A 24,186-nucleotide genomic window follows, 5' to 3' on the forward strand; every position below is an offset into this window, starting at 1 on the left:
AGTAACATTATCCGTGTAAAAAATTTTTATTTATTCTATTTTGAGGAGTGACTATATTGGATCGTCAACGGTTGGTCATTTTGTTGGAAATGGCGATGATGGCGGCTCTTGCAATTGTGTTTGGTCAGATCAAGGTTTTCGAAATGCCGCAGGGTGGCTCTGTGTCCTTGGTGATGGTGCCAATCGCGTTGATCGCTGTTCGCCGTGGACTTGCTGCTGGTGTCATTACGGGGCTTGTTGTCGGATTTCTTCAATTGCTCTTGGGCAGTACAGTTGTCCATCCGATTCAGCTGTTGCTGGATTATCCGCTTGCTTTTGGTGTATTGGGTCTCGCTGGGCTTTTTCGCCTGTCTGGCTACGAAGGGACGAAGCAACGAATCATGGTGCTGTGGAGTGGCCTTTTCATCGGCGTGATTGGACGATTTGTCTGCCATTTTCTATCGGGTATCATTTGGTTTGGCAGCTACGCGCCAGAAGGTATACCAGCCTGGAAATATTCCCTCTTTTATAACATCACGTATCTGCTGCCAGAAATGATCATCGCGGGAGTCGTTTTGACAGTTGTACTTAGCAGCGCATCGCAGCTGCTGTTCCCCGCACGCAATCGAGTTGCGTAAAAAAGGAAAAAATCGGTATCATGTACAAACTATCCACATAATGTAATCAGGCAGCGAGTTCCGTTGCCTGATTTTTTACTTCTTAGACAGATACTTTTTTCAGGTGGCAGGATACATGTTTATCCGACAGCAGAATATGATGTAATATGCACGTTTTTGAGAACACCTAAAGGAGGTGCTTACGCGAAATGGGATTGCGCTCCTATCGCCTGCGACAGGGGGGCGCCTTGCGACGTGTTCTCGGGGTTGCGTTGGCTGTCGGGGGAATCACCATTTTCCTGTATTGGGCACCTCCGTGGGTTTGGTATAGCCTATTGGCATTAGCACTCATAGGGGCCGGCGTGTATTTGTATCGTGTGTAGTAATTTCGGTGAGGAGGGGTAGCATGCGGTTTTACACCATCAAGTTGCCGAAGTTCCTGGGTGGCATGATTCGGGGCATTATCGAGGCGTTCAACAAGAAAAAGTGAAGTCTCGGCCCCGAGCCTCCTTTGGGAGAAGAGTGGAGAAACGGGAGAAATGCAAAAAAGCACCTCGAGGGTGCTTTTTTTCGCATAGCTGAGATCAACTATACGCGAGTTACGAGACCGGATTTCAGTGCTCGAGTACTTACATAAACGCGCTTCGGTTTTCCATTTACGAGAATGCGCACTTTTTGTACGTTGACACCCCAGGTGCGGCGAGTTGCGCGCATGGAGTGGGAGCGAGCGTTTCCAGCTTTAGCAGATTTACCTGTTACAAAGCAACGACGTGCCATTACGATCCACCTCCCTTGTTACATCTAAACGGGATTTCCTTTGTGGGAAATACAAATACTCGACTATATTAGCACAACATTGCTGTCAATTGCAATACTTGACAAGATGATTTACCCAGTCTTTCTCGGAGGGTTGATAGGATCGACAAAACGCTTCATTTCTATTAAGTGTTAGTGTAGAATTGTAAGGAAGCATGGTTACGCTTACCTATGACGGTCAAGCTGTTTAACAGAGGAGGAGTCCTTGCATGACAGTGGAAATGAATACATCGCTAGGAAAGATCGATGTTACAGAAGATGTGATCGCACGGATTGCTGGAGGCGCGGCCATGGAAGTTTTCGGACTTGTGGGCATGGCTTCTCGCAAAGCGCTGAAAGATGGAATCGCTGAGTTGTTAGGAAGAGACAACCTGAGCAAAGGTGTCGTCGTTCATAACACAAATGGCGAAGTAGTATTGGACATGCACATTATCGTCAGCTATGGCGTGAAAATTTCCGAGGTGGCAGGCAACGTTCAACGCCGTGTTCGCTATACCTTGGAGCAAACGGTAGGCATTGATGTGACTGCTGTTAATATTTTTGTGCAGGGAGTTCGTACAGACAGGGATATGTAAGGAGGAACATCAGTTGGTACATACGCGTCTAGATGGCGTGCTGTTTAGCCGGATGGTTTACCTGGGGGCGAACCTTTTATCCGACAACGTCAGAGTAGTGGATGGATTAAACGTCTTTCCTGTGCCGGATGGCGATACGGGGACAAACATGAATTTGACTTTCTCTTCCGGTGTGGAGGAGCTAACTCGAAAAGAATCCCCCCGAATCACTGAATCGGCTGCTGCTTTGGCGAAAGGTCTGTTAATGGGCGCGCGCGGTAACTCCGGCGTGATTTTGTCCCAGTTATTCCGCGGCTTCAGCAAATCAGTCAATGGAAAAGATGAGGTTAACGCCCGTCAGTTTGCCGATGCCTTGAAAGCTGGTGTTGACTCTGCGTATCAGGCAGTGATGAAGCCGGTAGAAGGCACGATTTTGACTGTTGCCCGTGAAGCGGCGGAGATGGCTGTGCGTGCAGCGCGCACGTCAGATGATATTATCTCTGTCATGGAAAAAACATACGAGCAGGCACAGGCTACGCTGTTGCGCACGCCGGAAATGCTGCCTGTTCTCAAAGAAGTGGGCGTAGTCGACTCAGGTGGACAAGGTCTGTTGTTTATTTATGAAGGGTTTTTGCGAGCATTGCGCGGGGAAGAGCTATCTGCTGATCGTGAGCGCTCGGTACCTAAAATCGGTCAAGAAGAGCTGGACAAGCTGATTTCTGAGCAGCATAATGCACAAATCCACATGAAAACAGAAGACATCACGTACGGGTATTGTACGGAGTTTATGGTTCATGTCACGCACAGCACAGAGCCGAACAAAAAGCCGTTCTCTGAAGCCCTGTTCCGCAGCCATCTGGATACGATGGGCGATTCACTACTGGTCGTCTCTGATGATGAAGTCGTCAAGGTACATATTCATGCAGAGCATCCGGGAAGCGTTCTGCAATACGCTCAGCAATTCGGCAGCCTGCATCGACTGAAAATAGAAAACATGCGCGAGCAGCATGCGAACATTCTCAAAGCGGAAGAGAGCAAGGGACAGGCGAAGCCAGAAACAGCTGTTCAGCCTGCTACAGATCTGCTTCCATACGGATTGATCGCGGTAGCTGCTGGTGAGGGAATCGCTACGATTCTGCGTAGCATGGGTGTGCATGTGGTAGTAGAGGGTGGCCAAACGATGAACCCGAGCACAGAGGACTTCATGAAGGCCATCGCAGGGCTCCGTGCACAGCACATCATCATCCTGCCAAACAACAGCAATATCATCATGGCTGCACAGCAGGCATCCGACCTCGCTGAAGTTCCTGTTTCAGTCATACCGACGAAGAGCATTCCGCAGGGATTGGCAGCACTGGTCAGCTTCCGTGCAGATGTTGAACCAGAAGTGAACGTGCAAGCAATGACCAAGGCGATTGCCCAGGTGAAAACAGGGATGGTAACCCACGCGGTTCGTGATACGCAGATGGGTGAGGTACAAATCAAAGAAGGCGACTTTATCGGCATGGCCGAGAAGGAAATCGTCACTGCAGGTCCTGACTTGTTAGCTTGCGCAACGACGCTGCTCTTGGGAATGGTGGATGAAGACTCCGAAATCATTACGATATTCTTAGGAGAAGATGCGACAGAAGATCAGGCTCATGCTCTGGAAAAAGCTTTGTCCGATTCATATCCGGATGTGGAAGTTGAGATTCAGGCAGGCGGTCAACCGTTGTATCCATTCATTTTTTCTGTCGAGTAAAAAGCCAACTTTTGAACACGAATGAATAGGGAGAGGAGCGATCGAGAATGCCAATTGTGATTCTTACCGACAGCGCGTCTGATATCGATGCGTCTGAGAGGCAGTCATTGGGGATCGTGGCCGTCCCGTTGAAAATCATGTTTGGGGCGGAAACGTATGTGGACGCAGTCACTATCTCGTCTTCGGAGTTCTTCGATAAGCTGAAGCAATCGAGCGTGATGCCGACGACCTCGCAGCCGTCTCCGCTTGAATTTGCCGAAGCGTACAAAGCGATCTATGAGAAATATGGCAAGGACGTGCAAATCATTGCCATACTCTTATCGAGTTCCTTATCGGGTACGTATCAATCAGCAATGATCGCCAAGTCGATGCTGGATGAAAATATCGACATTACGGTGATCGATTCCCGCAAAGCTTCGTTTGTTCATGGAATGATCTGCGTGGAGGCTGCCAAAGCCGCGCAAGCAGGCAAGAACAAGGAGCAGATTCTGGATCAGATTGATCGTTATTTGGATGAGGTGCAGGTATACTTTATTGTGGATACACTGGAGTTCCTGCAAAAAGGCGGTCGGATCGGCAAAGCATCTGCCGTCATCGGTTCGCTCTTGAATATCAAGCCGATTTTGACACTGGATGCTGCTGGGTACGTGTCTGCTTTTGACAAGGTACGAGGGACGAAGAAAGCCCTGAATCGCGTATTTGAAGCGTTGCAGGAATACGCGCAAGGCGAGCCTGTGAAAATCGCCATGCTGCACAGCAGTGTTCCAGATCAAGCGGCTGAGCTCTTGGAGCGACTCAAGCAAGAGTTTACGGTAACGGATTCTTGGCTGGAACAGATTGGTCCCGTGATCGGTACGCATACTGGTCCAGGGCTACTTGGGTTCGTTATGGTGAAAGATAAGTAAGGATTATATGGTTTAGAGAGAAGCTTCCCTGAGGTAGGGGGCTTCTTTTTTATACAGAGGTTCTGTTAAAACAATTTAAAAGTGATGAAAAATAAGGGGGGGTTTGGTGAATAAGGATGATTTTTTTATTGAGTTGGAGGATATTGTATATGACTCTTTATTTATTGGCGGTCATAAAGATGATTTGAATAAAGAAATTTCTGCTAATAGGTGGTCTATTTCTTTAAGTATGCAGTTAGCTAGTCAGATCACAGTTTCTGAGTTCATGAACTTTTTCCATAAAGTAATAGAGAATAGACAACAGCAAATTTTAAAATCAAATAGTGATCATGGAATGCTGTTATATGTTTGGTTCGATTGGCAGGCTTCGCAACTAAGATTTAATCTTATCTCTCAGATTCATGATAGACTCCCTTTTAGCGGAAAGATTGAAATCCTTGATGAGCTTGAACCAATCATTAACGAGTTTATTCACTTTCCTTATCATGATGGAATTCCAATAGTAGAAACAGCAAACGAAGGAAATGATGTTCAAGCCGATTTTGACCGTGAATTAGATCCCGTAAAAGTATTCCTAATTTCACTTCCAAAGAAATAAAATGAAATCCATGAAATTTGAACGCTTACCATGTTGGTTGTGGCTTAGAGGATTACCGGCTTGACTAGCCTTGTCGCCCCCCGTCTTCTCAGTGGGAGTTTTTTCATTCATCCTGATTTGACCGCATGTTGTCTGCGTAAATCGGTTATGATTGCTTTACGTACAGTTTCCTCTGTAGCGCTTTCAATGGCTGTAGGATACAATGAGAGTGAATCTTGTTGAACCCCTTGTGATTCAGGAGGAGAACCGGTTGAAGTACAAAAGCGTATTTGATATTATCGGTCCAATCATGGTTGGACCATCTAGCTCCCATACGGCTGGTGCAGCTCGTATCGGTCGTGTGGCTCGCAAGCTGTTAGGCAGAATGCCTTTGCGAGCAGAAATTGTTTTTTACGGCTCATTTGCAAAAACATATCAAGGACATGGTTCTGATGTGGCAACAGTGGCAGGAATTCTTGACTTTGACACGTCGGATTTGCGTCTGAAAAATTCGCTGGTGATCGCAGAAAAAGCTGGCATGGAAGTGGAGTTGTCCACTTCTGATGTTTTGACAGAGCACCCGAATACGGCGCGGATCAAGCTGTCTGATGATGAGCATCAGATTGAAATCGTTGGTGTCTCCATTGGTGGCGGGAAGATCGAAGTGTTGGAAGTGAACGGGTTTTCCTTTCAGTTGGGCTTCGATACACCGACGCTCTTGGTCTTGCATGAGGATCGCTTTGGGATGATTGCAGCTGTGGCAAAGGTGCTAACCCAGCACAACATTAATGTGGGGCTTATGGAAGTGTCTCGACACACACGCGGTTCGCGTGCTTTGATGGCAATCGAAACGGATTCGACGATCTCCCCGGAAGTCCTGGAGGAAATTCGTCAAATCCCGCATATCTTTGACGTATCCCTGCTCGCATTGAACTAAGCAAAAGGACGAGCAGGATTAGAGGAGTGAACAACCAGATGTTTCGTAATGTGGCTGAACTAGTGGAGTTGGCCGAATCCCAGGGGAAGAAGATCTCCGAGGTGATGATTGAAGCAGAAATGGAAGTTTCCCAGCGTAGTCGGGATGCCATTATGCAAGATATGTACGCCAACCTCGATGTAATGGAAAAAGCAGTGCGTCGCGGGCTTACCGAAGACATTCGCTCGCATAGCGGATTGACGGGCGGCGATGCGAAGAAGCTGCAAACATATATGGAGACCAAGACGTTTTTGTCCGGTCCTACACTTTTGAATGCCGTCTCGATGTCTGTAGCGGTTAACGAAGTAAATGCTGCGATGGGTACGATTGTCGCAACACCTACAGCAGGAGCATGCGGCATTGTACCAGGGACGTTGTTTGCCGTATCTGACAAGCTACAGCCAACCCGCGAGGAAATGGTCAACTATTTGTTCACAGCAGGCGCTATCGGGTATTGCATTGCCAATAACGCATTCATTTCGGGCGCTGCGGGTGGTTGCCAGGCAGAGGTAGGCTCTGCAACAGCCATGGCCGCTGCGGCAATTGTAGAAATGGCTGGCGGTACGCCTGAGGAATCTGCCCAAGCAGTGGCGATCGCGTTGAAAAATATGCTCGGTCTGGTCTGTGACCCCGTAGCCGGACTGGTTGAAGTACCATGTGTCAAACGAAATGCGATGGGAGCAGCGATTGCGACGGTAGCCGCAGATATGGCAATGGCAGGCATCAAGAGCGTAATCCCGACAGATGAAGTCATCGATGCCATGTACCGAATCGGCTGCGCCATGCCGACTACGCTGAAAGAAACTGCACAAGGTGGTCTTGCTGCTACGCAAACGGGACGCATGATCGAAGCCAAAGTGTTCGGCGTACGGATGGAGAAGTAAGATGGCTGGTGCATATCAATCGCCCGTCTCCCTTTTGCACGGGGTAGGGGAAGAGCGGGCGAAGGCATTTGCAGGACTGGGAATCAACAGCATCGGTGATTTGCTGGAGTATTTCCCGTCTCGCTATGAAGATTACCGTGTGCGCGATTTGACAGAAGTAAAAGACGGAGAGAGGGTCACGCTGGCAGGTACGGTGTACGGCGAACCCTCTGTTCGTTTTTATGGAAAAAGAAAATCACGACTGTCCGTCAAGGTTGTCATGGATCGTGTCGTGGTGACGGCTGTCTGGTTCAATCAGACGTTTGTTAAAAGCAGACTGTCGCCAGGCAAGGAAATACTCGTCACAGGAAAATGGGACAAGCACAAGCTACAAATCACTGTAAGCGAGATGACAGAAGTAGACTCCGAACGCGCGACAAAACGAGGCGAGCTTGCCCCTGTCTATCCGCTTGGCGGCGATATGACGCATACCCTGCTGCGAAAAACCATTCAACAGGCGTTGCGTCAATATGGCAAGGAGATTCCTGAGATCCTTCCTGCGGATATCGTGGAGCGCTACCGACTGATGCCGCGGATGCATGCTTTTCATTCGATTCATTTTCCTGAAAATGCGGAAGATGGTCGTCAAGCGCGGCGACGGATTATGTTCGAGGAGCTTTTCTTATTTCAGTTAAAAATGCAAACACTGCGCAAAATCAATCGGCAGCAAACAGAAGGCGTAGCTTTGGAGATTCCGATGGAAGAGGTACGGGAATTTGTCAAAGGCTTACCGTTCCCGCTGACAGATGCGCAGAAGCGAGTGGTAAAAGAAATTTTGGACGACATGCGGGCCCCTCATGCGATGAATCGGCTGCTGCAAGGGGACGTAGGCTCGGGGAAAACCGTCGTAGCCGCCATTGCGCTAATTGCTGCGGTGAAAGCCGGTTATCAGGGAGCGCTGATGGTACCGACGGAGATTCTCGCCGAGCAGCATGTGCAGTCGTTGACGAAGCTCTTGTCCGATTACGGCATTCAGGTCGCGCTCTTATCTGGCTCGCTGACGGCGAAACGTAGACGCGAAGTCATCGGCTCTCTGCAAATGGGGTTAATCGATGTCGTAGTCGGTACCCATGCGCTCATTCAAGAGGACGTCTTTTTCTCCCGTCTTGGTCTCGTGATTACGGACGAGCAGCACCGATTCGGTGTGGAGCAGCGGCGAATTTTACGGAATAAAGGCTTGTCGCCTGATGTCTTGTTTATGACTGCAACGCCAATTCCGAGAACACTGGCAATTACGGCATTTGGCGACATGGACGTCTCGACGATTGATCAAATGCCTGCGGGGCGCAAACCAATTGAGACGACATGGAAAAAGCATGATCAGTTTCCGGCTGTGCTGGAGCAAATGCGGGATGAGCTGCGCAAAGGGCGGCAGGCGTACGTCATTTGTCCACTCATTGAGGAATCCGAAAAGCTCGATGTGCAAAATGCGATTGATGTACATGCTCAGCTCACACACATTTTCCCTGAATTCGGCGTGGGCCTGATGCATGGGCGACTGCCAGCGAAGGAAAAGGATGCTGTCATGCAAGCCTTTCTTGCGGCAGAGCACGCTGTCCTGGTCAGTACAACGGTCGTAGAGGTCGGTGTGAATGTGCCGAATGCCACCTATATGGTGATTTATGATGCGGAGCGGTTTGGTCTTGCTCAGCTTCACCAATTGCGTGGGCGGGTAGGACGTGGCTCTGAACAGTCGTATTGTGTGCTGATCGCCGATCCAAAATCCGAGATCGGAAAAGAGCGGATGCGTGTCATGTGCGAGACGACGGATGGATTTGAGCTGTCGCAGCGCGATTTGGAATTGCGCGGACCGGGTGATTTTTTCGGAACAAAGCAGAGTGGCTTGCCGGAGTTTAAAGTCGCTGATTTATTAAGTGATTACAAAGCGCTGGAGGTAGCGAGACAGGAGACTGTCAAGCTGGTAGCAGAGGATTCTTTCTGGCGGGACGAAAAGTATCACTGGCTGCGTGACTATTTGAAAAATGAGGGCGTACTGGACGGTGTCGTCTTCGATTAAGAAAGGAAGGCCTTTCCACTTCAAGCGTGTGGGGAGGCTTTTTCTTTTGTGGGGTGAAACCTTAAGCAGGCCATCGACGTCTATCCTCTGTAAGGTAAATTTTTCTAGGAAGCGAGGCGAGTTTTTTGTCTTTGCGAAAAATTCGAGGAATGAGTACGTCCATTGTGTTCGCATTGCTTATCATGACAGGATCCGACTTCGCGCAAGCAACTTCCACGGACAGTCGGATTGCTCAGACTGGTCCATCCCATACGACAAGCCAAACGATAAAGGAATGGAAGCAAAAGGAATTGCCTTACGACTACGCGGCGATGAAAGAAGACGTGGTCATTCAGCTAAACGATGCTCCACAGCTCCGCTCTCCTCGAAGAACAGTCGTAGGACCTGCACCACAGGCGTACACCCTCTTCTTTAAAGAAGCCGTGAACCGTGGGACAGTCGAAGAGGCCATACGAAAAAATGCCCAGAAAGAGACCAAAGAAGAGGACTTGGGTTTCGTGGAACCGATTTTTACGTATCACTGGGTGCACGATCGTCAACTGCAATTGCTGGCTACCCTTCCTGATACGCTTGCCAAGGACAGAAGCTGGACAGAATATGTGGTAAGCGTAGCAGGAGCGAAGACGGTAAAGGGAACCGTATTTGACGATACGAATGATTTCGCGGCAGTGGTGTTTGCTCCGTCTCAGATTTGGCGAGTATCAGTCGATGGCAAGGTGAAAGAAAAAATGACGGACTTTGCCGTCAGGACTCCCATGCAGTTTATCGACCCTGAGGCACGGTATGTGTTGCTGGAGCGATTTACAGAATATTGCGAGTGCGATGCTCGTTTCCCCATGCTGTATTCGATTTATGACACACAGACAAAAGCGCTGACGGCTTATCCAGTGGAGCTCACTGACAACTATAGAGGTGCAGGCGACTTCATGGCAGATCGTCGCGGCTTCTTTTTCGCTCATCCACCGAAAGGGACAGATGTACCGAAAAGCGAGTTTGCCATTCGTATCAAGGTAGATGGATACGTACACGGAGCCAGCTTTAGCCATGATCGCAAGCATGTATTGATGGCAGTAGGCAAGACCGAACAGAAAAAGGATCTCGATCTGGTCGTGTATGATTTGGCGACTGGAAAAGAACGGCGCCTCTCTGGTGTCATCAAAGGATGGGTTCCAACAGACGAGATGAATGGGCAAGTCCAGCCCGTCAGTTTTATGGATGATGGACGTTACGCGACGTTTGAAATGAGAACAGAGGAAGATAGCTTCGAAGAGCTTCGTCATCGCTACGATTGGCAGTCAGGCAAGGTGATCAGCTGGAATCCACCGGTTCCCAAAGAAGCGTGGTCTGGCTATATCCAGTCGACGGATGGCGCCTATCAGATGTATTGGAATGCAGGGGTGTTTAAGGGCGACGTCAAACTGATGGAAATGAAGCCAGAAGCGATATGGATTCCAGGCACTCACCATTTGGTTTATATCGATTGGGAAAAAGCTGAACAAGGAGCGGAGTCCGTGTCGTCACTCTTCCTGTTCGATGCTGATCGTAAGCAACAATCTGTGCTGGTGAAAGGACTGCCAGCAAACGTGTCGATTTTGGGAGCTAGCAACGACGGAAAATGGCTGTATGTCACGACTCCAGACACATTTGCCCCCTAGGCGTCAAATTCCGTTGCCAGCATTGATAAAATGATCAAGGATTCGTAAGTATCGCCCGATTTCAGGCAATCGCGCAAGGTGCCCTCTATGTGAAACCCTTCTGATAGGTAAAGGCTGCGGGCGCGGTCGTTCGTTTCTTTTACATCCAGCCAGAGTCGATGAGCTTTTTGCTCCATGAATGCCCAATGCTTGATCTGACGCAGGATGTTGCGACCGTAGCCCTTTCCCTTCACTGCGATTGTAATACGCATAAGCTCAATACTTTGATGAGGATTGGTCAGCCCGGCGATGATGACGTAGCCGACGGGGTGGCCTGTTTCTTTTTTTTCGGCAATCATATGGAGGATGTCCGGGTCGCCAAGAGCGTTGTGGTGCCGAACTTCGCTCCACGGAATAATGAACGGGGTATTCTCTGGCGCATTTTCTACTTCGCATACGAATGGAATGTCTGCCGGTGTAGTTCGGCGCAAGTGGATGGTCATGCGTGTATCTCCTCTTCTATTTAACATTGGCTTAGCATGATCAGATTGCCGTCGGGATCGCGGAAGTTGAACCAGTGGCCATGCTGGATCGGAACGACGACTTCGACTCCGCTCTCTTTGAGAAATGCATAAGAGGCTTCGATATCCTGTGTGTTGAAATGAAACAAGGGGGCATCATCTGTGATGCGCTTCGGAAAGATTTTGCTGTCCAGAACGAGCGTCAGTCCGCCCTGCAAGGGAATGCAGTATATATGCCCGAACATAATTTCACCGTCTGCGGGAGTGCCCAAGAGACGGCAGTACCAGTCGCGTGCGCGCTCGATGTCGCTGACGGCTACAAAAATAGCTCCGATTTGGGGGAGCAGAGGGGAAGGCGTTGTCATTGTGACAGAGCTCCTTTCATTGGTGTTTTTTACAAGGTCGACCCGTCATCATCGTGCACGAAATGTCGGATCGCCCGATTTTGCATCTGCTATTCTGAGGGGGAAAGGGAGGTCATTACCATGGATTTGCTTGCAAAGCTGAATGAGGCTCTGGACTACATCGAAGACAATTTGACGAGCGAGATTGACTATAAAGAAATCGCTCGGGTGGCTTGCTGCTCCGAGTATCACTTCAAAAGGATGTTTTCTTTTCTCGCTGGTGTTCCACTATCCGAGTACATCCGGCGTCGGCGCATTACTCTTGCAGCTTTTGAGCTTGCGGACAGCAACGAGCGGGTCATTGACATTGCGATCAAATACGGATACGGATCGGCTGATTCCTTTGCCAGAGCTTTTCAGAATGTGCATGGAATCACTCCGACAGAAGCCAGACACAGCGGCCAATCCTTGAAGGCTTATCCGCGAATGACCTTTCATCTATCCATTAAAGGAGGCAGTGCCATGAACTACCGCATGGAAGAAAAAGAGGCATTTCGCATTGTAGGCCTGAAAAAAAGAGTTCCGTTGATTTATCGTGGAGTCAATCCAGAGATTGCGGCTATGTGGGCTTCATTAGATATGGAGACGATTCAGCAACTGAAGTCGCTATCCGATGTCGAACCACTTGGACTGATCAGTGCGTCCACGAACTTTTCAGAAGGTCGGCTGGAATATGGAGAACTCGATCACTATATCGGCGTAGCCACTGCAAAGGCTTGTCCAGACAACATGGCAGCACTTGAAGTTCCTGCTTCCACCTGGGCGGTCTTCGAAGCAGTGGGTCCTTTTCCTGATACGCTGCAAGATGTCTGGGCTCGGGTTTATTCGGAATGGTTTTTATCCTCCGGTTATGAACAGGCTGAGGGTCCAGAGATTTTGTGGAACGAAAATAAAGACACCTCATCACCAGCCTTCCGAAGCGAAATTTGGATTCCTGTCGTGAAAAAGTAACCCTTTATTGGATTCGCTCTCGTTGGCGTAACACCTACCGACGTGTGCTTATCCGGGAAGAAATAATTACCAACTTTTTTTGCGCGAGACAGGCATAAAAGCGAACGTTTGTTTGCTATAATAAGAACAAAGCAACAAGAGAACATAAGTTCTTATTTAGGGGATGATCGTGTGTCCAATGCGAACAAGCGGATCGTGTTTTTGATCGACATGCAGAGCTTTTATGCCAGTATTGAGAAAGGGGCCAATCCAGAGCTGCGAAACAAGCCGATTGTCGTCGCGGGTGATCCAGAGCGGCGCAGCGGAGTCGTGCTGGCAGCGTGCCCGATTGCCAAGTCATACGGAGTGGTCGCGGCCGAAGCACTGTGGCAGGCGCAGCAAAAGTGTCGCCAGCTCGTTGTTGTTCGTCCGCGCATGGAGATGTACATTCGCATCTCCATGCAAATCACTCGCATATTCGAGGCATTTACTGACAAGGTGGAGCCGTACTCGATCGACGAGCAGTTTCTCGACGTGACAGGCAGCGTCCACCTGTTTGGTGATCCGTTGCAGATGGCTGCACAGATTCGGCAGCGCGTCTGGATGGAAACAGGGATCAACTGTCGGGTAGGCATCGGGGAGAACAAGGTACTGGCCAAGATGGCCTGCGACAATTTCGCGAAGAAACGGGAAGAAGGCGTTTTTTGGCTCAAACGGGAAACGTTAGCGGATACGCTCTGGAAGCTTCCGATTGAAAAGCTGTTCGGCGTAGGCTCACGCATGAAGCGTCATTTTCATCGGATGGGTGTCTATCAGATCGGGCAGCTTGCAGATATGAGGCCAGCCATCCTCACCCGGCATTGGGGAGTAAACGGAGAAGTGCTGTGGCGCACGGCTCACGGAATCGACGATTCACCCGTGGCTTTGGATTCCTATGATTCACAAAAAGGGATCGGTCATCACATGACGTTGCCTCGGGATTACCATACAGCAGCGGAAATCAAAGTGGTGCTTTTAGAGCTGTGCGAAGAAGTGTGCCGTCGGGCGCGGAAAAAGGAGCTGATGGGCTCCGTTCTGTCTGTGGGCTGTCGTGGAGCCGATTTGGCTGCTGGAACGGGCTTTGGACGGCAGATGAAGCTCACGGAACAGACGAATGATGCCATGACTTTGTACGAAGCGGCCTGCTTTCTGTTTGACCGTCACTGGCAGGAAACGCCCGTCCGCAGTATCGGGGTCAATCTGGGGCAGCTTGTTCCTGATAACGTGGTGCAACTCAATCTGTTCACGGACAATCACAAGCGGCGTTCGTTGGCACAAGCCATGGATGATATCCGGACCCGATACGGTCAGGACGCCATCCTGCGCGCCGCCTCTGTGTTGGAAGCGGGACAGGCGAAAGAGCGCGCACGTAAGATCGGAGGACACTACAAGTGACGGAGCCGATGGTGTCTGACGAGCAGGAATTGATACGCCAGTATATTTTATTTGGCATTTTGTTTCGGGCGGTCATGGCCGATCTGGGGCAGATGCGGATTGTGCCGTTGAAGTTTTCTTATCAGATGATGTTCGATGAGCTCTCGCGGTGGGCGGAGCGGCAGCATCACCAGCTGCGCCGCATCTTGCGGCAGCGAGGTTGCACAGTCGTCAGCTCACGACGTCAGGGACATATGTATGTCGTCCACTATCGACAACGCGGGTACGTGCGAGAAGCGATCTATACGATTGAGGTATTGCGGGCAGAGTGTCAGGAGCTCGTCCATTTGTGGACCCGATATGAACAGCGAGGAGAGAACAAGCAATGAGGGAAAAACGCGTGTCCAAAAAGGAAAATGTATTCGTGGCCAGCCGGTTTGTGCTGCCGGAGCATCGGGAAATGTATTTGCGCATCAAGGAAGAAGAGCGCCGCTATGTACCACCCGAGCTGGATCAGGAGCAGCTCAGCGCCTTGAGCGAGCTGGTATGGCAGGCGTTCCAGACAGAGAGCATCCTGACGCTGACCTATTATGACGGGCGAGAGCCGCGCCGCCTGTCTGCCCACATTATCCATATTGATCAAGCGGCGAGACGCCTCAAGCTTCGGGCAGGCTCTGAGATTCACTGGGTTCCTTTTGCCCGACTGCTGCATGTGGAGCTGGCAGCGGTTTTCTAGGCGCTCCATACATGAGCCCCTGTCCAGTCGGGAACCCTTTGACAAACATCCAAAGGAGTGTAACGAATTGGAAAGGACAGGGAAACTGGTTTTGGCTGCCTTGCTCGCAATGACCTCAGGCTGTACGGTTTCGCAGGAGGATAGGGAACAATCCCAGCTTTCCGTTCCGCACGCACGCATGCAGCAGGAGAAGACGCCATCCTCTTTAGACACGGAACAGAAAGCGAGACCACCGAAAATGATTCTGGACGTTCCGATCATCAGCCAGAAACCAGAACTGAAATATGGATGCGAGGTAACGAGCTTGGCGATGTTGCTCCAATATGCGGGTCAAAACGTAGATAAGCAGCTGTTGGCCGAGCAGGTCAAAAAAGATCCGGAGCCATTGGTACAAATAAACGGTGACATCAAAGAATGGGGAGATCCGAATAAAGGGTTTGTCGGAGACATTACTGGGGCGCGCAAAGGGTTTGCTGTTTACAACAAGCCATTGGAAGAGTTGCTGCGACGTTATATGGGCGAACGGACGGTCAATTTGACGGGAGGGTCGTATCAGGCTCTCGTGGATAGTGTTGCAGCCGGGCATCCTGTCGTCATCTGGACTACCGGGGATTTCAGATTGCCTACGGAATGGGAGAGCTGGTACAAGGACGGGAAAAAAGTGGTCGCTCCTTTTGATGAACATGCGGTTCTTCTGGTCGGATATGACGAAAAATACGCCTATGTCAATGATCCGCTTACCGGAGTCAAACAGCGGCGGGTGCCCCATACCTCCATGAAAACGAGCTGGGAAGCACTGGGTAAACAGGCCCTCAGCTATCTATAATGAAAAAAGGGCGCCTTTGAAAAAGGCAAGTCGCAAAAAACAGCGTGCCATGCTGAAACGGTGTGTGCGAAGAAGATGTGAGATTCCTGAAACGAAAAGCGGTCAAAAACAACCGTTTTTCGTCTTTTTTTGGCTTACACGGATTTTGCCAGAAGGGAGGTTTCCCTGTATTGTTAGATTATCTTTTGAAGCATATATTTGACGGATAGAACAAAGGAGATTTTGCATGCTAGCACAAGAAATGGGTGTCATATTCACTAAGCACGCCGATCAAATTACTTCCAAGCGTTGGGGAGAATTCATGCAACAATTGGAGGAAAAAGGCCTGTACGTGCTCATTGAGACAGACACGATCGGAAGAGTGATGAGTCCATTGGGCGGATTGATGCCCATGCCGTGTAAAAGTGAGACGCTCCATATTGTGACAGCTGATGAGCTGGAGCAGCGCGGCCTGCCGCTCGGTCACCACATCGTAACCAAAGCGAAAGAAAAAGTAGCCCAATCATAATCGAAAAAACCAACGCAACCTTTCCTGTGGGAGCTAGTCTCCAAGTGGGAAAGGTTTTTTGTTGTAAAAATACTCCTGCTAGGGGCAAGATCTATCCGGCAATCGGCGGTAGAGGGCAGAAGATCACCTTATGATAAGGGGTAGGACAAAAGAAGCAAGCAGGAGAGAGGAGAACAGGAATGACGACAATGGAGAGCAAAGAGGGGATGCAGCCCAAAAAAGGCGTGCGTCGCTTGCTGGAGATTGCGGATGAGAAGCGCGGATTGCTCGTCATCTCGGCAATATTGTCTTCCTTAAGCGCAATATGCATGCTGGTGCCTTATGCATCCGTCTACTTCATTTTACGCGAGCTGTTAACGCATGCAGCGTCTCCCGCTATGGCAGACGGGGCATACATGATTCAGTGGGGAGTTATTGCGCTTTTGGGACTCGTGGGAAGTCTGGTCATGATGTATGCAGGCGGGATGGTGTCTCATATCGCAGCGTTTCGCATTTTATACGGAATGCGGGTCAAATTGGCTTCGCATATCGGCCGTTTGCCGCTTGGCTGGCTCAACGGAACATCTACCGGTGCCGTCAAAAAAACATTGGAGCAAAATGTGGAAAAGGTCGAGACGTTTGTCGCGCATCAGCTTCCGGATTTGGTGCATGTAGTCGTGACAACGGTGCTCATGGTCGGCGTGATGTTTTACTTGAACGTCTGGTTGGCGCTGGCCTGCGTCGTGCCGATCATACTGGGACTAATCGTGCAGATCATTACCTTTTCCGGGGCGAAAACGAAAGAAAATATCAAGAGGTACTACGATTCGCTAGAACGGATGAACGGATCTGCGGTCCAGTATGTACGCGGAATGCCAGCGATCAAGGTATTCGGGCAGACGGTTCATTCCTTCCGGCGCTTTTATGCGGATATGATCACCTATCGGGACTATTGCGTCAAGCATACGGATGATTTTCAAAACGGATTTTTGGTGTTCAAGGTGATCCTCAGTTCATTTGCGGCCTTCATTCTCCCGGTAGGGGTGTTCATGCTGAGTCAAGACCCGCAAAATGTTGCGTTTGCGTCTGTTCTGCTGTTTTTCCTCGTAATGGCGCCTGGTGTATCTGCCCCGATGTTTAAGCTCTTGTTTTTGACTTCTACCCTGCGTGACATTGGCGAGGGAGTGGAGCGGATGGATCGGATATTGGCAGAGCAGCCCGTTGCCGAACCGCTGAGCTCCCAGCGTCCACAGAGCTTTGATGTCGCATTTGAAAACGTCTCTTTTTCTTATGCAGCAGAGGGGAAAACAGGAGGCGAGGCACTTTCTCGCCTATCTTTTTTGGCGAAGCACGGGCAGGTGACAGCTCTGGTCGGACCGTCTGGTGCAGGGAAGTCTACGGTAGCAAATCTCATTCCGAGATTTTGGGATGTGTCGGAGGGAGCGATTCGCATTGGCCAGGTAGATGTCCGGGAGCTGTCGAGCACCGATTTGATGAACACCGTAGCATTCGTTTTTCAGGATACGTTTTTGTTTTACGACACGGTTTACAACAACATTGCTATCGGTTTGCCAGATGCAACGCCAGAGAAGGTCTATGCAGCGGCGAAGGCAGCCCAGTGCCATGAATTTATTCAAAAGCTCCCGCAAGGCTATGACACCCTGATCGGAGAAGGGGGAGTCTACTTGTCCGGGGGAGAAGAACAGCGTGTGGCGGTCGCACGGGCGATTCTGAAAAACGCACCGATTCTTGTCCTCGACGAGGCGACTGCCTTTGCTGATCCTGAAAATGAGTATGAGATGCAACTGGCTCTGGCAGAGCTGATGAAGGGCAAAACCGTCATTGTTATCGCGCATCGTCTGTCAACGATTCGGGATGCAGATCAAATTTTGGTGCTGGAAAAAGGGAAGCTGATCGAACGAGGCAAGCATCAATCATTGGTAGAGGCAAATGGGCTATATGCCCGGATGTGGAAGGCTTACACCAATGCGCAGGACTGGCAAATGGGCGAGGGAAAGGGGAGTGTGGATGCAGGTGAGTATGCTGAACAATATCACAGCAGGTAAACCAAGGGCGCTAATCAGACCCGTTATTTACACGACACTTGCCAACCTTGCGCAAATAGTGCCGTTTGCCTTGCTCGTGGAGGCTGCCCGATTGATTTTTGAGCCGTTTGCCCAGCCAGGTGCCCTATTGAACATCGAGCGACTCTGGTGGGTATGCGGATGGATGGCAGTCTCGTTGCTTCTTTTGTTTCTATGCGAAATTCCAGCGTATCGTACACAGTTTCGCGGTGCCTACAGCACGGCGGCAGAAGGGCGAACCAAGCTCGCAGAGCACCTTCGAAGGCTGTCACTCGGTTACTTGAACAAAAGAGACCCAGGGGATTTGGCCAATATGATGATGGGAGATTTCACGATGGTGGAGCACGGGATTTCCCATCTCGTACCGCAAATGCTGGGGGCGATCATCATGCCTGTCATGGCGATCGTAGGTCTTTCTTTCATGGATTGGCGCATGGCGCTGGCCCTGTTTGCTGCGTTCCCTATAGCGATTCTCTTGGTGCTGATGACATCGGGACTTCAACGCAGGCTCGGAGCGACGCATATGCGGGCAAAAATTGACGCCGCCAATCGCTTCCAGGAATATTTGAACGGCATTCGCGTCATCAAGGCGTACAATTTGACCGGCGAACGCTTTGTACGGCTGGAGCAATCCTTTCGCGAGTTCATGCGGCAGAGTATACGAATCGAAGGCCTGCTGGGACCGATTGTGCTCGCCGCCATTGCTTTTATCAGAGCTGGTCTCACCCTTATGGTCATGGTCGGCGTGTATTTGCTCGTAGCGGGTAGAATAGACCTGATCACGTTTGTCATGTTTCTGCTGGTTGGAACGCGCATCTTTGATCCATTGACTGCTGCACTCGTCAACTATGCGGAATTCCGTTACCACGAGCAAGCGGGGGAGCGGATTGTCCAGTTGTTGGCGGAGCCGATCATGACAGGCGAGCAGCAACCGTCTGCGGAAAACGACGTGAAGCTTACAGGCGTCTCTTTTGGCTATCTCGAAAAGAATGTCCTGAACAACGTGAGCATGCACATGCCAGTCGGTTCATTTACAGCGTTGGTCGGGCCGTCCGGCAGTGGAAAAAGCACTGTGATGCGGCTGATTGCCAGATTTTATGACCCGTCGCAAGGCACTGTTCTGCTGGGCAATCAACCACTTGTTGACATGGACCCAGAGGCACTCCTCTCTCGCGTGTCGATGGTGTTTCAGGACGTGTATTTATTCCAGGACACGATTGCAAACAACATTCGCTTCGGAAAAAGGGATGCGACCCAAGCTGAGGTCGAGGAGGCGGCCAAGCAAGCGTGCTGCCATGATTTTATCATGAAGCTGCCCGATGGCTATGATACGCTCGTAGGAGAAGGGGGAAGCACGCTGTCAGGCGGCGAGAAACAGCGTATTTCCATTGCCCGAGCGATCTTGAAAAATGCGCCGATCATTCTTTTGGATGAAGCAACAGCCTCACTCGACCCGGAAAACGAGGCGCAAATTCAGAAAGCGATCGATACGCTTATCGAGGGAAGAACGGTTATTGCCATTGCTCATCGCCTGAAAACCATCCGTAATGCTGACAACATCTACGTGCTGGAAAATGGCACGGTCGTCGAATCGGGACAACATGATGAGCTTGTGAAGAAAAACGGTTTGTATGCAAGGCTGTGGAAGCTACAACAAGCGACAGGCGGTTGGAGACTGTCTTCATAAATCAGTGCCAAAACCCGCTAGGCAAGTCAGCCGAAGCGGGTTTTGTTTTGGGGGCGCTCTTCGTTCAGTTGTCTGTTTTTTTAGCAGCAGGGACGTGACGGAATAGCTTGGTCATGCACACCCACGCGATGAGCGGGCCGATTCCGATACACAGAATCAACCAGTTCAGTGTAAGAGGAGAGACACTCAAGGATGTTACCAGCAGAAAGATCAGAATCCCCACCAGCCGCCCAACGTCCAGAGAGAACTCTCGGAGCACGACATACTCGACCCGATTGCGTGCGCTCTCTTCGTTAGTGCCAATCAGATCAAAAATCGTGGAGAGCATAGGCACAGAAAACAGCGGATAAGCGATGGACACGGCAATCCCGAAAATAAGCAGTGTCGTAAAGCTCACCTGCCAAAAAAATACGAAGAGAATCCCCCACATGATGACAGAACCAGTGAGCATTCCCCACTTCCGATAGCGAGGAGAGAACCATTTGGCGATCAGGAAGTAGCTCACAAGTCCGACGGCAGATGTAGTCAACCAGTAATTGCCGAGAGTCATCTCGCTTCTTGTGGAAATGTAGACGAGTAGACCGATCACAAAACCGAATACGCCTTCACGCAGTCCTTGACCAGCCAAAGCGCCTGCCGCCCAGCGCCACTGGGGCTCCTCCCGCAAACAACGCAAGGAAAAGCTCCAGGCATACGTCCCTTCCGATTGGCGCTTTTTCAGAAAAAAGCTGATGAATACGCCGACGACAAATAGCGCAAGAGAGATCCCGAAAATAAGGGAGTAGCCGTTGTTGCCCGGTAGCCGCGTAATGAGCAACCCCGATATCCATGGAGCGAGCATGCCGCCAAGTGAAGCAAGCAACCCTGCCCAACTGTTGAAAAGGTCGCGGTTATCAGCATTCGTGATTTCGAAGTATACCACATTAAAGGAAAGCCAGAAAAAACCACTCGCCATACCCTGAACGAGCCCAAGCGGTACGGCGTAAGAGACAGCTTTGGGACCAGCCAGAAGAACGAGCAAATAAAAAAGGGCAGAAACGGCCATGCCAGCACGCAGGACATTCATTTTGTTCAGACGCTTCACGTACCAGCCCGCAAGCCAGAAGGTCAGAGCACCCGCGAGATGGGCGGCAAAAGTAAACCAAGCGATCGGTGCAAATTGACTTTTTACCTTCCACAAATAAACGTTGACAAACGTGCCAGAAAGGGCGCCGGCGGCAATGAATACAGCGTTGACCAGGAGCAGCAGCTTGGCTTGATTGTCCAGACGACCTGATGGCTTTTGCTGAGACGGCTCGTGGCGCGACATTTTCAGACCAGGGGACTCCTGAATTTGAAGGAAGGGTGGAAGGCGTTTTTTTGTTTTTTGTTGCATACGTTCCCTCCGCGCAAAAATAGGACATGAACATAACGTGCCCTACCGTTGCCGCTTTCAACAGGGAAGTGGGTAAACACCATGTTTTCCCAAATGGAAAGCGAAGGTCGCAATTTTTTGAACGTTATTTCATTTCAGGGAGGAAAACGACTAGCAGCAAACAAATTAAGAGAGGATAGGCATACGAAAATACAGAAGCGAACAGAAAAGAGGTTACGAGATGGCGACAACTATTTTTAGGAACGGACGCATTTACACAGGAGATTCCAGGCATTTGTTCGTACAAGCGCTGGTCGTTCGAGATGGAATTGTGCATGACTTGGGCAGCGATACGGACATGCTTCTTCAATACGGAGGCACAGATGCAACGATCATTGATCTGCAAGGATATACCGCTACACCGGGATTGATTGACAGCCACCTGCACTTGGGATGGCTCGGTCTCACCTTTTTGCAGCTGGATTTGAGCAAAGCTCGTTCCAAGGACGAGATGCTGGTTCTCTTGAAAGAAAAAGCGCAAGCCACACCAGAAAATACGTGGATACAGGGCTACGGCTGGGATGAGAATCTGTTCGCGGATGGCGGCGGTATTCCTGCCATCGAAGAGCTAGATCAAGCTGCACCACATTGCCCGATTCTTCTGGCACGAATATGCGGTCATGCAAATTTGGTAAACAGCAAGGCATTGGAGCTATGCGGCTATCATCGTGACATGGAAGTGCCTGCGGGGGGAGTCATTGTACATGATCCTGTGAGCGGAAAGCCAACGGGTATGCTATTAGAAACTGCCTCCAACCTGATTACGAAGCATATTCCAAGACCTGACTACGATCAGTTGAAGCAAAGCCTGCGCAGCTCGATTCACTATGCAATGGCGCATGGATTGACAGGAGCACATACGGAGGATTTGCGTGAATTGGGCGGACTGGCGCAAACGTATCGGCTTTATGATGAGCTCATCAATGGCGAAGAGCTTGCGCTACGCAGCAATTTGCTTGTCTACTATCCGCATATGCATGAGCTGTGCGACTTAAACATGACGGCAGGTTATGGCAACGCTCATGTGCAAATCGGTGCGGTGAAAATTTTTGCAGATGGGGCATTAGGACGCAGGACGGCTTACCTGTCAGCTCCGTACGCTGACGATCCGAGCACGAGCGGTTATCCCGTGCATGAGCAAGACGAGCTGACAGAGCTGGTTCGACAAGCACGTGGACTCGGGATGCCCATAGCCGTACACACCATTGGCGACAAAGCACTGGAAATGGTGCTGGACAGCTTGGATCAGTTCCCGGCAGTCGCCTATCGGGATCGCCTCATACACACACAAATCTTGCGGCCGGACCTGCTGGACCGCTTGAAGCATCCTCATCGGATCGCAGATATCCAACCGCGTTTTCTCGCAGGAGACTTCCCATGGGTGATGGATCGAGTAGGACAGGAGCGGATTCAACACTCGTACATCTGGAAGACGATGATGGATCATGGAATCATTTGCGCTGCGGGCTCGGATACACCGGTAGAACCCATCGATCCTCTGTTGGGGATTCACGCAGCCGTCACGCGCAAAGCACCGGGAGAAACCCACGAAGGATACTTCCCGCAAGAAAAGCTGACGATGGAGGAAGCGATTCATCTGTTTACATTGGGCAGTGCACAGGTGACGAACGAGGATCATGTCAAAGGCACGTTGTCTCGTGGAAAATATGCGGATATGACAGTCTATTCCAAAGACCTGTTTACTATCGATCCAGACGAGCTGCTCTCGACAAAGGTCATGATGACCATCATTGGCGGGAAAGTTTGCTACACGTCTTGAAAACATAGCCCGCAAATCAGAGCAGCGGCTGTCTGGACAAGAAAGCGAAGTCCTGGACGCCGCTGTTTTCTGAAACGATATACTGTTAAGACATACTTGCGAGATGCTCTTCAAGACGATCCATGGTCTGCTCGGCACCTGGAACGGCATAGGTTTTCACCTTATCGAATGCAGCGGCCGTTTCTTCAAAAACGGTGCGATAAGTGAGTTTGGTCTAACCCATACGCAAAACCCGACTCAGGATAAGTGAGTCGGTTTTTTTGTCAGCTGCTTTCCGCGCAGCAAGCTCTTCACATCAATTTCTGCAATCAGCACACTGATCAAAACGAGACCTGCGCCTATGTACCCGCGAACAGACAGTGTTTCGCCTGTGACCAAGAAGGCAAACAGGGCAGCAAAGACTGGCTCCAAGGAAAAAATAACACCCGTGTGTGTGGCGGTCGTATATTTTTGGGCTACCGTTTGAACGACAAAGCCTATTGCGCTGCATAATACACTAAGGGCGAGAACGGCGATCCAAGCCTCTGTAGTCTGCGGCAATGTGGGAGTCTCCAGTGCGAATGAAAAAACAATGCCCAGCAGCGCGGTAAAGCCAAGCTGGTAAATCCCCAACTGAATCGTGTCCGATTGATTGGCCCACCGACCTGTTACGGTGATATGTGTAGCGTAAAAGAGGGCCCCAGCGATGCACAAAAGGTCTCCTTGGCTGATGCGAAATTCAGCGCTTAGTGTGAGCAGACCGATACCGATCATGGCCAGTCCAGCGCCGACAAAGACTCTTTTTTCCGGACGGTTTCTTAAAAGAATAGATAAGAGCGGAACAAAGATAACGGTCAAGCTAACGAGAAAGCCTGCCTGAGAAGCTGTCGTAGATTTCACTCCGTTCGTGATGGTGGCAAAAACCCCGAAAAGGAGAACACCGAGTACGAATGCATGATGCAATGTTTTTCGATTCGTGCCACGCAAGCGTTTATGAAACAAGGCAGCTGCCAGTAGAAAAGCAATGCCAAAGCGGATGCCGATCAGATTGAAAGTCTCCAAATCCTTCAATCCCATCTGCATAAACACATACGACGTTCCCCAAAACAGGGTGACCAAAATCATAGCCAAATCGGCTTTCACTTGCGGTTTCATGATGGGATAAGCCTCCTTGCCCGGGAAGAAG

25 protein-coding genes and 1 pseudogene are annotated in these 24,186 nt (G+C 50.3%); 20 read left to right on the forward strand and 6 right to left on the reverse strand.

Annotated elements, in window-relative coordinates; all coding sequences use genetic code 11:
- Nucleotides 1-56: 56 nt before the first annotated feature.
- The 3 genes from thiT (at nt 57) to spoVM (ending at nt 1,086) form a co-directional block, all read left to right on the forward strand.
- Nucleotides 57-617 carry an energy-coupled thiamine transporter ThiT gene (gene thiT, locus C7R91_RS01955; protein WP_047068166.1) on the forward strand — a complete coding sequence of 187 codons (561 nt, stop codon included), beginning with the start codon at nt 57-59 and terminating at the stop codon, nt 615-617.
- Between the two features lie 188 nt (nt 618-805).
- Nucleotides 806-979, forward strand: coding sequence for a hypothetical protein (locus C7R91_RS29220; RefSeq protein WP_007728365.1), 174 nt, complete (start codon nt 806-808; stop codon nt 977-979).
- Between the two features lie 23 nt (nt 980-1,002).
- Nucleotides 1,003-1,086 (forward strand): stage V sporulation protein SpoVM, encoded by an 84-nt coding sequence (gene spoVM, locus C7R91_RS01960; RefSeq protein ID WP_005831022.1) that lies wholly within the window; start codon nt 1,003-1,005, stop codon nt 1,084-1,086.
- Between the two features lie 98 nt (nt 1,087-1,184).
- On the opposite strand, the gene rpmB is transcribed toward spoVM, so the two are convergent.
- The gene (rpmB, locus tag C7R91_RS01965; protein WP_005831020.1) at nt 1,185-1,373 is read right to left on the reverse strand and encodes a 50S ribosomal protein L28; all 189 of its coding nucleotides are present in this window, start codon (nt 1,371-1,373) and stop codon (nt 1,185-1,187) included.
- Between the two features lie 248 nt (nt 1,374-1,621).
- On the opposite strand from rpmB, the gene C7R91_RS01970 reads away from it, so the two are divergent.
- From C7R91_RS01970 to C7R91_RS02005, 8 genes are all read left to right on the forward strand, one after another.
- Complete coding sequence (locus C7R91_RS01970; RefSeq protein WP_007728362.1) at nt 1,622-1,987, forward strand: Asp23/Gls24 family envelope stress response protein; 366 nt, start codon at nt 1,622-1,624, stop codon at nt 1,985-1,987.
- Nucleotides 1,988-2,000: 13 nt separating this feature from the next.
- Nucleotides 2,001-3,707: a DAK2 domain-containing protein gene (locus tag C7R91_RS01975; protein WP_047068163.1), complete on the forward strand. Its 1,707-nt coding sequence runs from the start codon at nt 2,001-2,003 to the stop codon at nt 3,705-3,707.
- A 47-nt stretch (nt 3,708-3,754) separates the two neighbouring features.
- Nucleotides 3,755-4,612: a DegV family protein gene (locus C7R91_RS01980; protein ID WP_047068161.1), complete on the forward strand. Its 858-nt coding sequence runs from the start codon at nt 3,755-3,757 to the stop codon at nt 4,610-4,612.
- Nucleotides 4,613-4,718: 106 nt separating this feature from the next.
- A complete protein-coding gene (locus C7R91_RS01985; protein WP_047068159.1) occupies nt 4,719-5,210 on the forward strand; it encodes a hypothetical protein in 492 nt (163 codons plus the stop codon).
- 250 nt (nt 5,211-5,460) lie between these two features.
- On the forward strand, nt 5,461-6,126 hold the full coding sequence (sdaAB, locus tag C7R91_RS01990) for an L-serine ammonia-lyase, iron-sulfur-dependent subunit beta (protein ID WP_047068157.1): 666 nt from the start codon (nt 5,461-5,463) through the stop codon (nt 6,124-6,126).
- Between the two features lie 38 nt (nt 6,127-6,164).
- On the forward strand, nt 6,165-7,049 hold the full coding sequence (sdaAA, locus tag C7R91_RS01995) for an L-serine ammonia-lyase, iron-sulfur-dependent, subunit alpha (RefSeq protein WP_047068155.1): 885 nt from the start codon (nt 6,165-6,167) through the stop codon (nt 7,047-7,049).
- A gap of 1 nt (nt 7,050) precedes the next feature.
- On the forward strand, nt 7,051-9,105 hold the full coding sequence (recG, locus tag C7R91_RS02000) for an ATP-dependent DNA helicase RecG (RefSeq protein WP_047068153.1): 2,055 nt from the start codon (nt 7,051-7,053) through the stop codon (nt 9,103-9,105).
- Between the two features lie 125 nt (nt 9,106-9,230).
- Nucleotides 9,231-10,760, forward strand: a complete 1,530-nt coding sequence (locus C7R91_RS02005) for a hypothetical protein (RefSeq protein ID WP_236697799.1) — start codon at nt 9,231-9,233, stop codon at nt 10,758-10,760.
- On the opposite strand, the gene C7R91_RS02010 is transcribed toward C7R91_RS02005, so the two are convergent.
- Together C7R91_RS02010 and C7R91_RS02015 are read right to left on the reverse strand one after the other, a co-directional pair.
- On the reverse strand, nt 10,757-11,242 hold the full coding sequence (locus C7R91_RS02010; protein WP_047068151.1) for a GNAT family N-acetyltransferase: 486 nt from the start codon (nt 11,240-11,242) through the stop codon (nt 10,757-10,759). The genes C7R91_RS02005 and C7R91_RS02010 overlap by 4 nt on opposite strands.
- A 20-nt stretch (nt 11,243-11,262) precedes the next feature.
- Complete coding sequence (locus C7R91_RS02015) at nt 11,263-11,625, reverse strand: VOC family protein (protein ID WP_047068149.1); 363 nt, start codon at nt 11,623-11,625, stop codon at nt 11,263-11,265.
- A 120-nt stretch (nt 11,626-11,745) separates the two neighbouring features.
- Here C7R91_RS02015 and C7R91_RS02020 point away from each other — a divergent pair, with 120 nt between their 5' ends.
- The 8 genes from C7R91_RS02020 to C7R91_RS02055 all read left to right on the forward strand — a co-directional run bounded on the left by C7R91_RS02020 (nt 11,746) and on the right by C7R91_RS02055 (nt 19,827).
- A complete protein-coding gene (locus C7R91_RS02020; RefSeq protein ID WP_047068147.1) occupies nt 11,746-12,615 on the forward strand; it encodes an AraC family transcriptional regulator in 870 nt (289 codons plus the stop codon).
- 171 nt (nt 12,616-12,786) lie between these two features.
- Complete coding sequence (locus C7R91_RS02025; RefSeq protein WP_047068145.1) at nt 12,787-14,028, forward strand: DNA polymerase IV; 1,242 nt, start codon at nt 12,787-12,789, stop codon at nt 14,026-14,028.
- Nucleotides 14,025-14,396 (forward strand): YhjD family protein, encoded by a 372-nt coding sequence (locus C7R91_RS02030; RefSeq protein WP_047068143.1) that lies wholly within the window; start codon nt 14,025-14,027, stop codon nt 14,394-14,396. Before C7R91_RS02025 ends, C7R91_RS02030 begins: the two co-directional genes overlap by 4 nt.
- On the forward strand, nt 14,393-14,743 hold the full coding sequence (locus C7R91_RS02035) for a YolD-like family protein (protein ID WP_047068140.1): 351 nt from the start codon (nt 14,393-14,395) through the stop codon (nt 14,741-14,743). The genes C7R91_RS02030 and C7R91_RS02035 overlap by 4 nt, the downstream gene beginning before the upstream one ends.
- Nucleotides 14,744-14,852: 109 nt before the next feature.
- Nucleotides 14,853-15,569 (forward strand): C39 family peptidase, encoded by a 717-nt coding sequence (locus tag C7R91_RS02040; RefSeq protein WP_083995019.1) that lies wholly within the window; start codon nt 14,853-14,855, stop codon nt 15,567-15,569.
- Nucleotides 15,570-15,795: 226 nt separating this feature from the next.
- Complete coding sequence (locus tag C7R91_RS02045; RefSeq protein ID WP_047068137.1) at nt 15,796-16,077, forward strand: hypothetical protein; 282 nt, start codon at nt 15,796-15,798, stop codon at nt 16,075-16,077.
- 206 nt (nt 16,078-16,283) lie between these two features.
- Entirely contained in the window at nt 16,284-18,122 is a 1,839-nt protein-coding gene (locus C7R91_RS02050; protein ID WP_047068617.1) for an ABC transporter ATP-binding protein, read from the forward strand.
- Nucleotides 18,085-19,827, forward strand: coding sequence for an ABC transporter ATP-binding protein (locus C7R91_RS02055; protein ID WP_236697798.1), 1,743 nt, complete (start codon nt 18,085-18,087; stop codon nt 19,825-19,827). The genes C7R91_RS02050 and C7R91_RS02055 overlap by 38 nt, the downstream gene beginning before the upstream one ends.
- A 64-nt stretch (nt 19,828-19,891) precedes the next feature.
- On the opposite strand, the gene C7R91_RS02060 is transcribed toward C7R91_RS02055, so the two are convergent.
- Complete coding sequence (locus tag C7R91_RS02060) at nt 19,892-21,202, reverse strand: MFS transporter (RefSeq protein ID WP_047068135.1); 1,311 nt, start codon at nt 21,200-21,202, stop codon at nt 19,892-19,894.
- Between the two features lie 220 nt (nt 21,203-21,422).
- Between C7R91_RS02060 and C7R91_RS02065 the strand changes: the two genes are divergently transcribed.
- Complete coding sequence (locus C7R91_RS02065; RefSeq protein ID WP_047068132.1) at nt 21,423-23,021, forward strand: amidohydrolase; 1,599 nt, start codon at nt 21,423-21,425, stop codon at nt 23,019-23,021.
- Nucleotides 23,022-23,106: 85 nt separating this feature from the next.
- On the opposite strand, the pseudogene C7R91_RS29615 reads toward C7R91_RS02065, so the two are convergent.
- Together C7R91_RS29615 and C7R91_RS02075 are read right to left on the reverse strand one after the other, a co-directional pair.
- Nucleotides 23,107-23,235 (reverse strand): annotated as a pseudogene (locus tag C7R91_RS29615) (polyketide cyclase); the annotation flags it as partial.
- Between the two features lie 23 nt (nt 23,236-23,258).
- A complete protein-coding gene (locus C7R91_RS02075) occupies nt 23,259-24,155 on the reverse strand; it encodes a DMT family transporter (RefSeq protein ID WP_047068130.1) in 897 nt (298 codons plus the stop codon).
- Nucleotides 24,156-24,186: the final 31 nt, after the last annotated feature.

Source organism: Brevibacillus formosus, assembly GCF_003013405.1.
Classification (GTDB): Bacteria; Bacillota; Bacilli; order Brevibacillales; family Brevibacillaceae; genus Brevibacillus; species Brevibacillus formosus.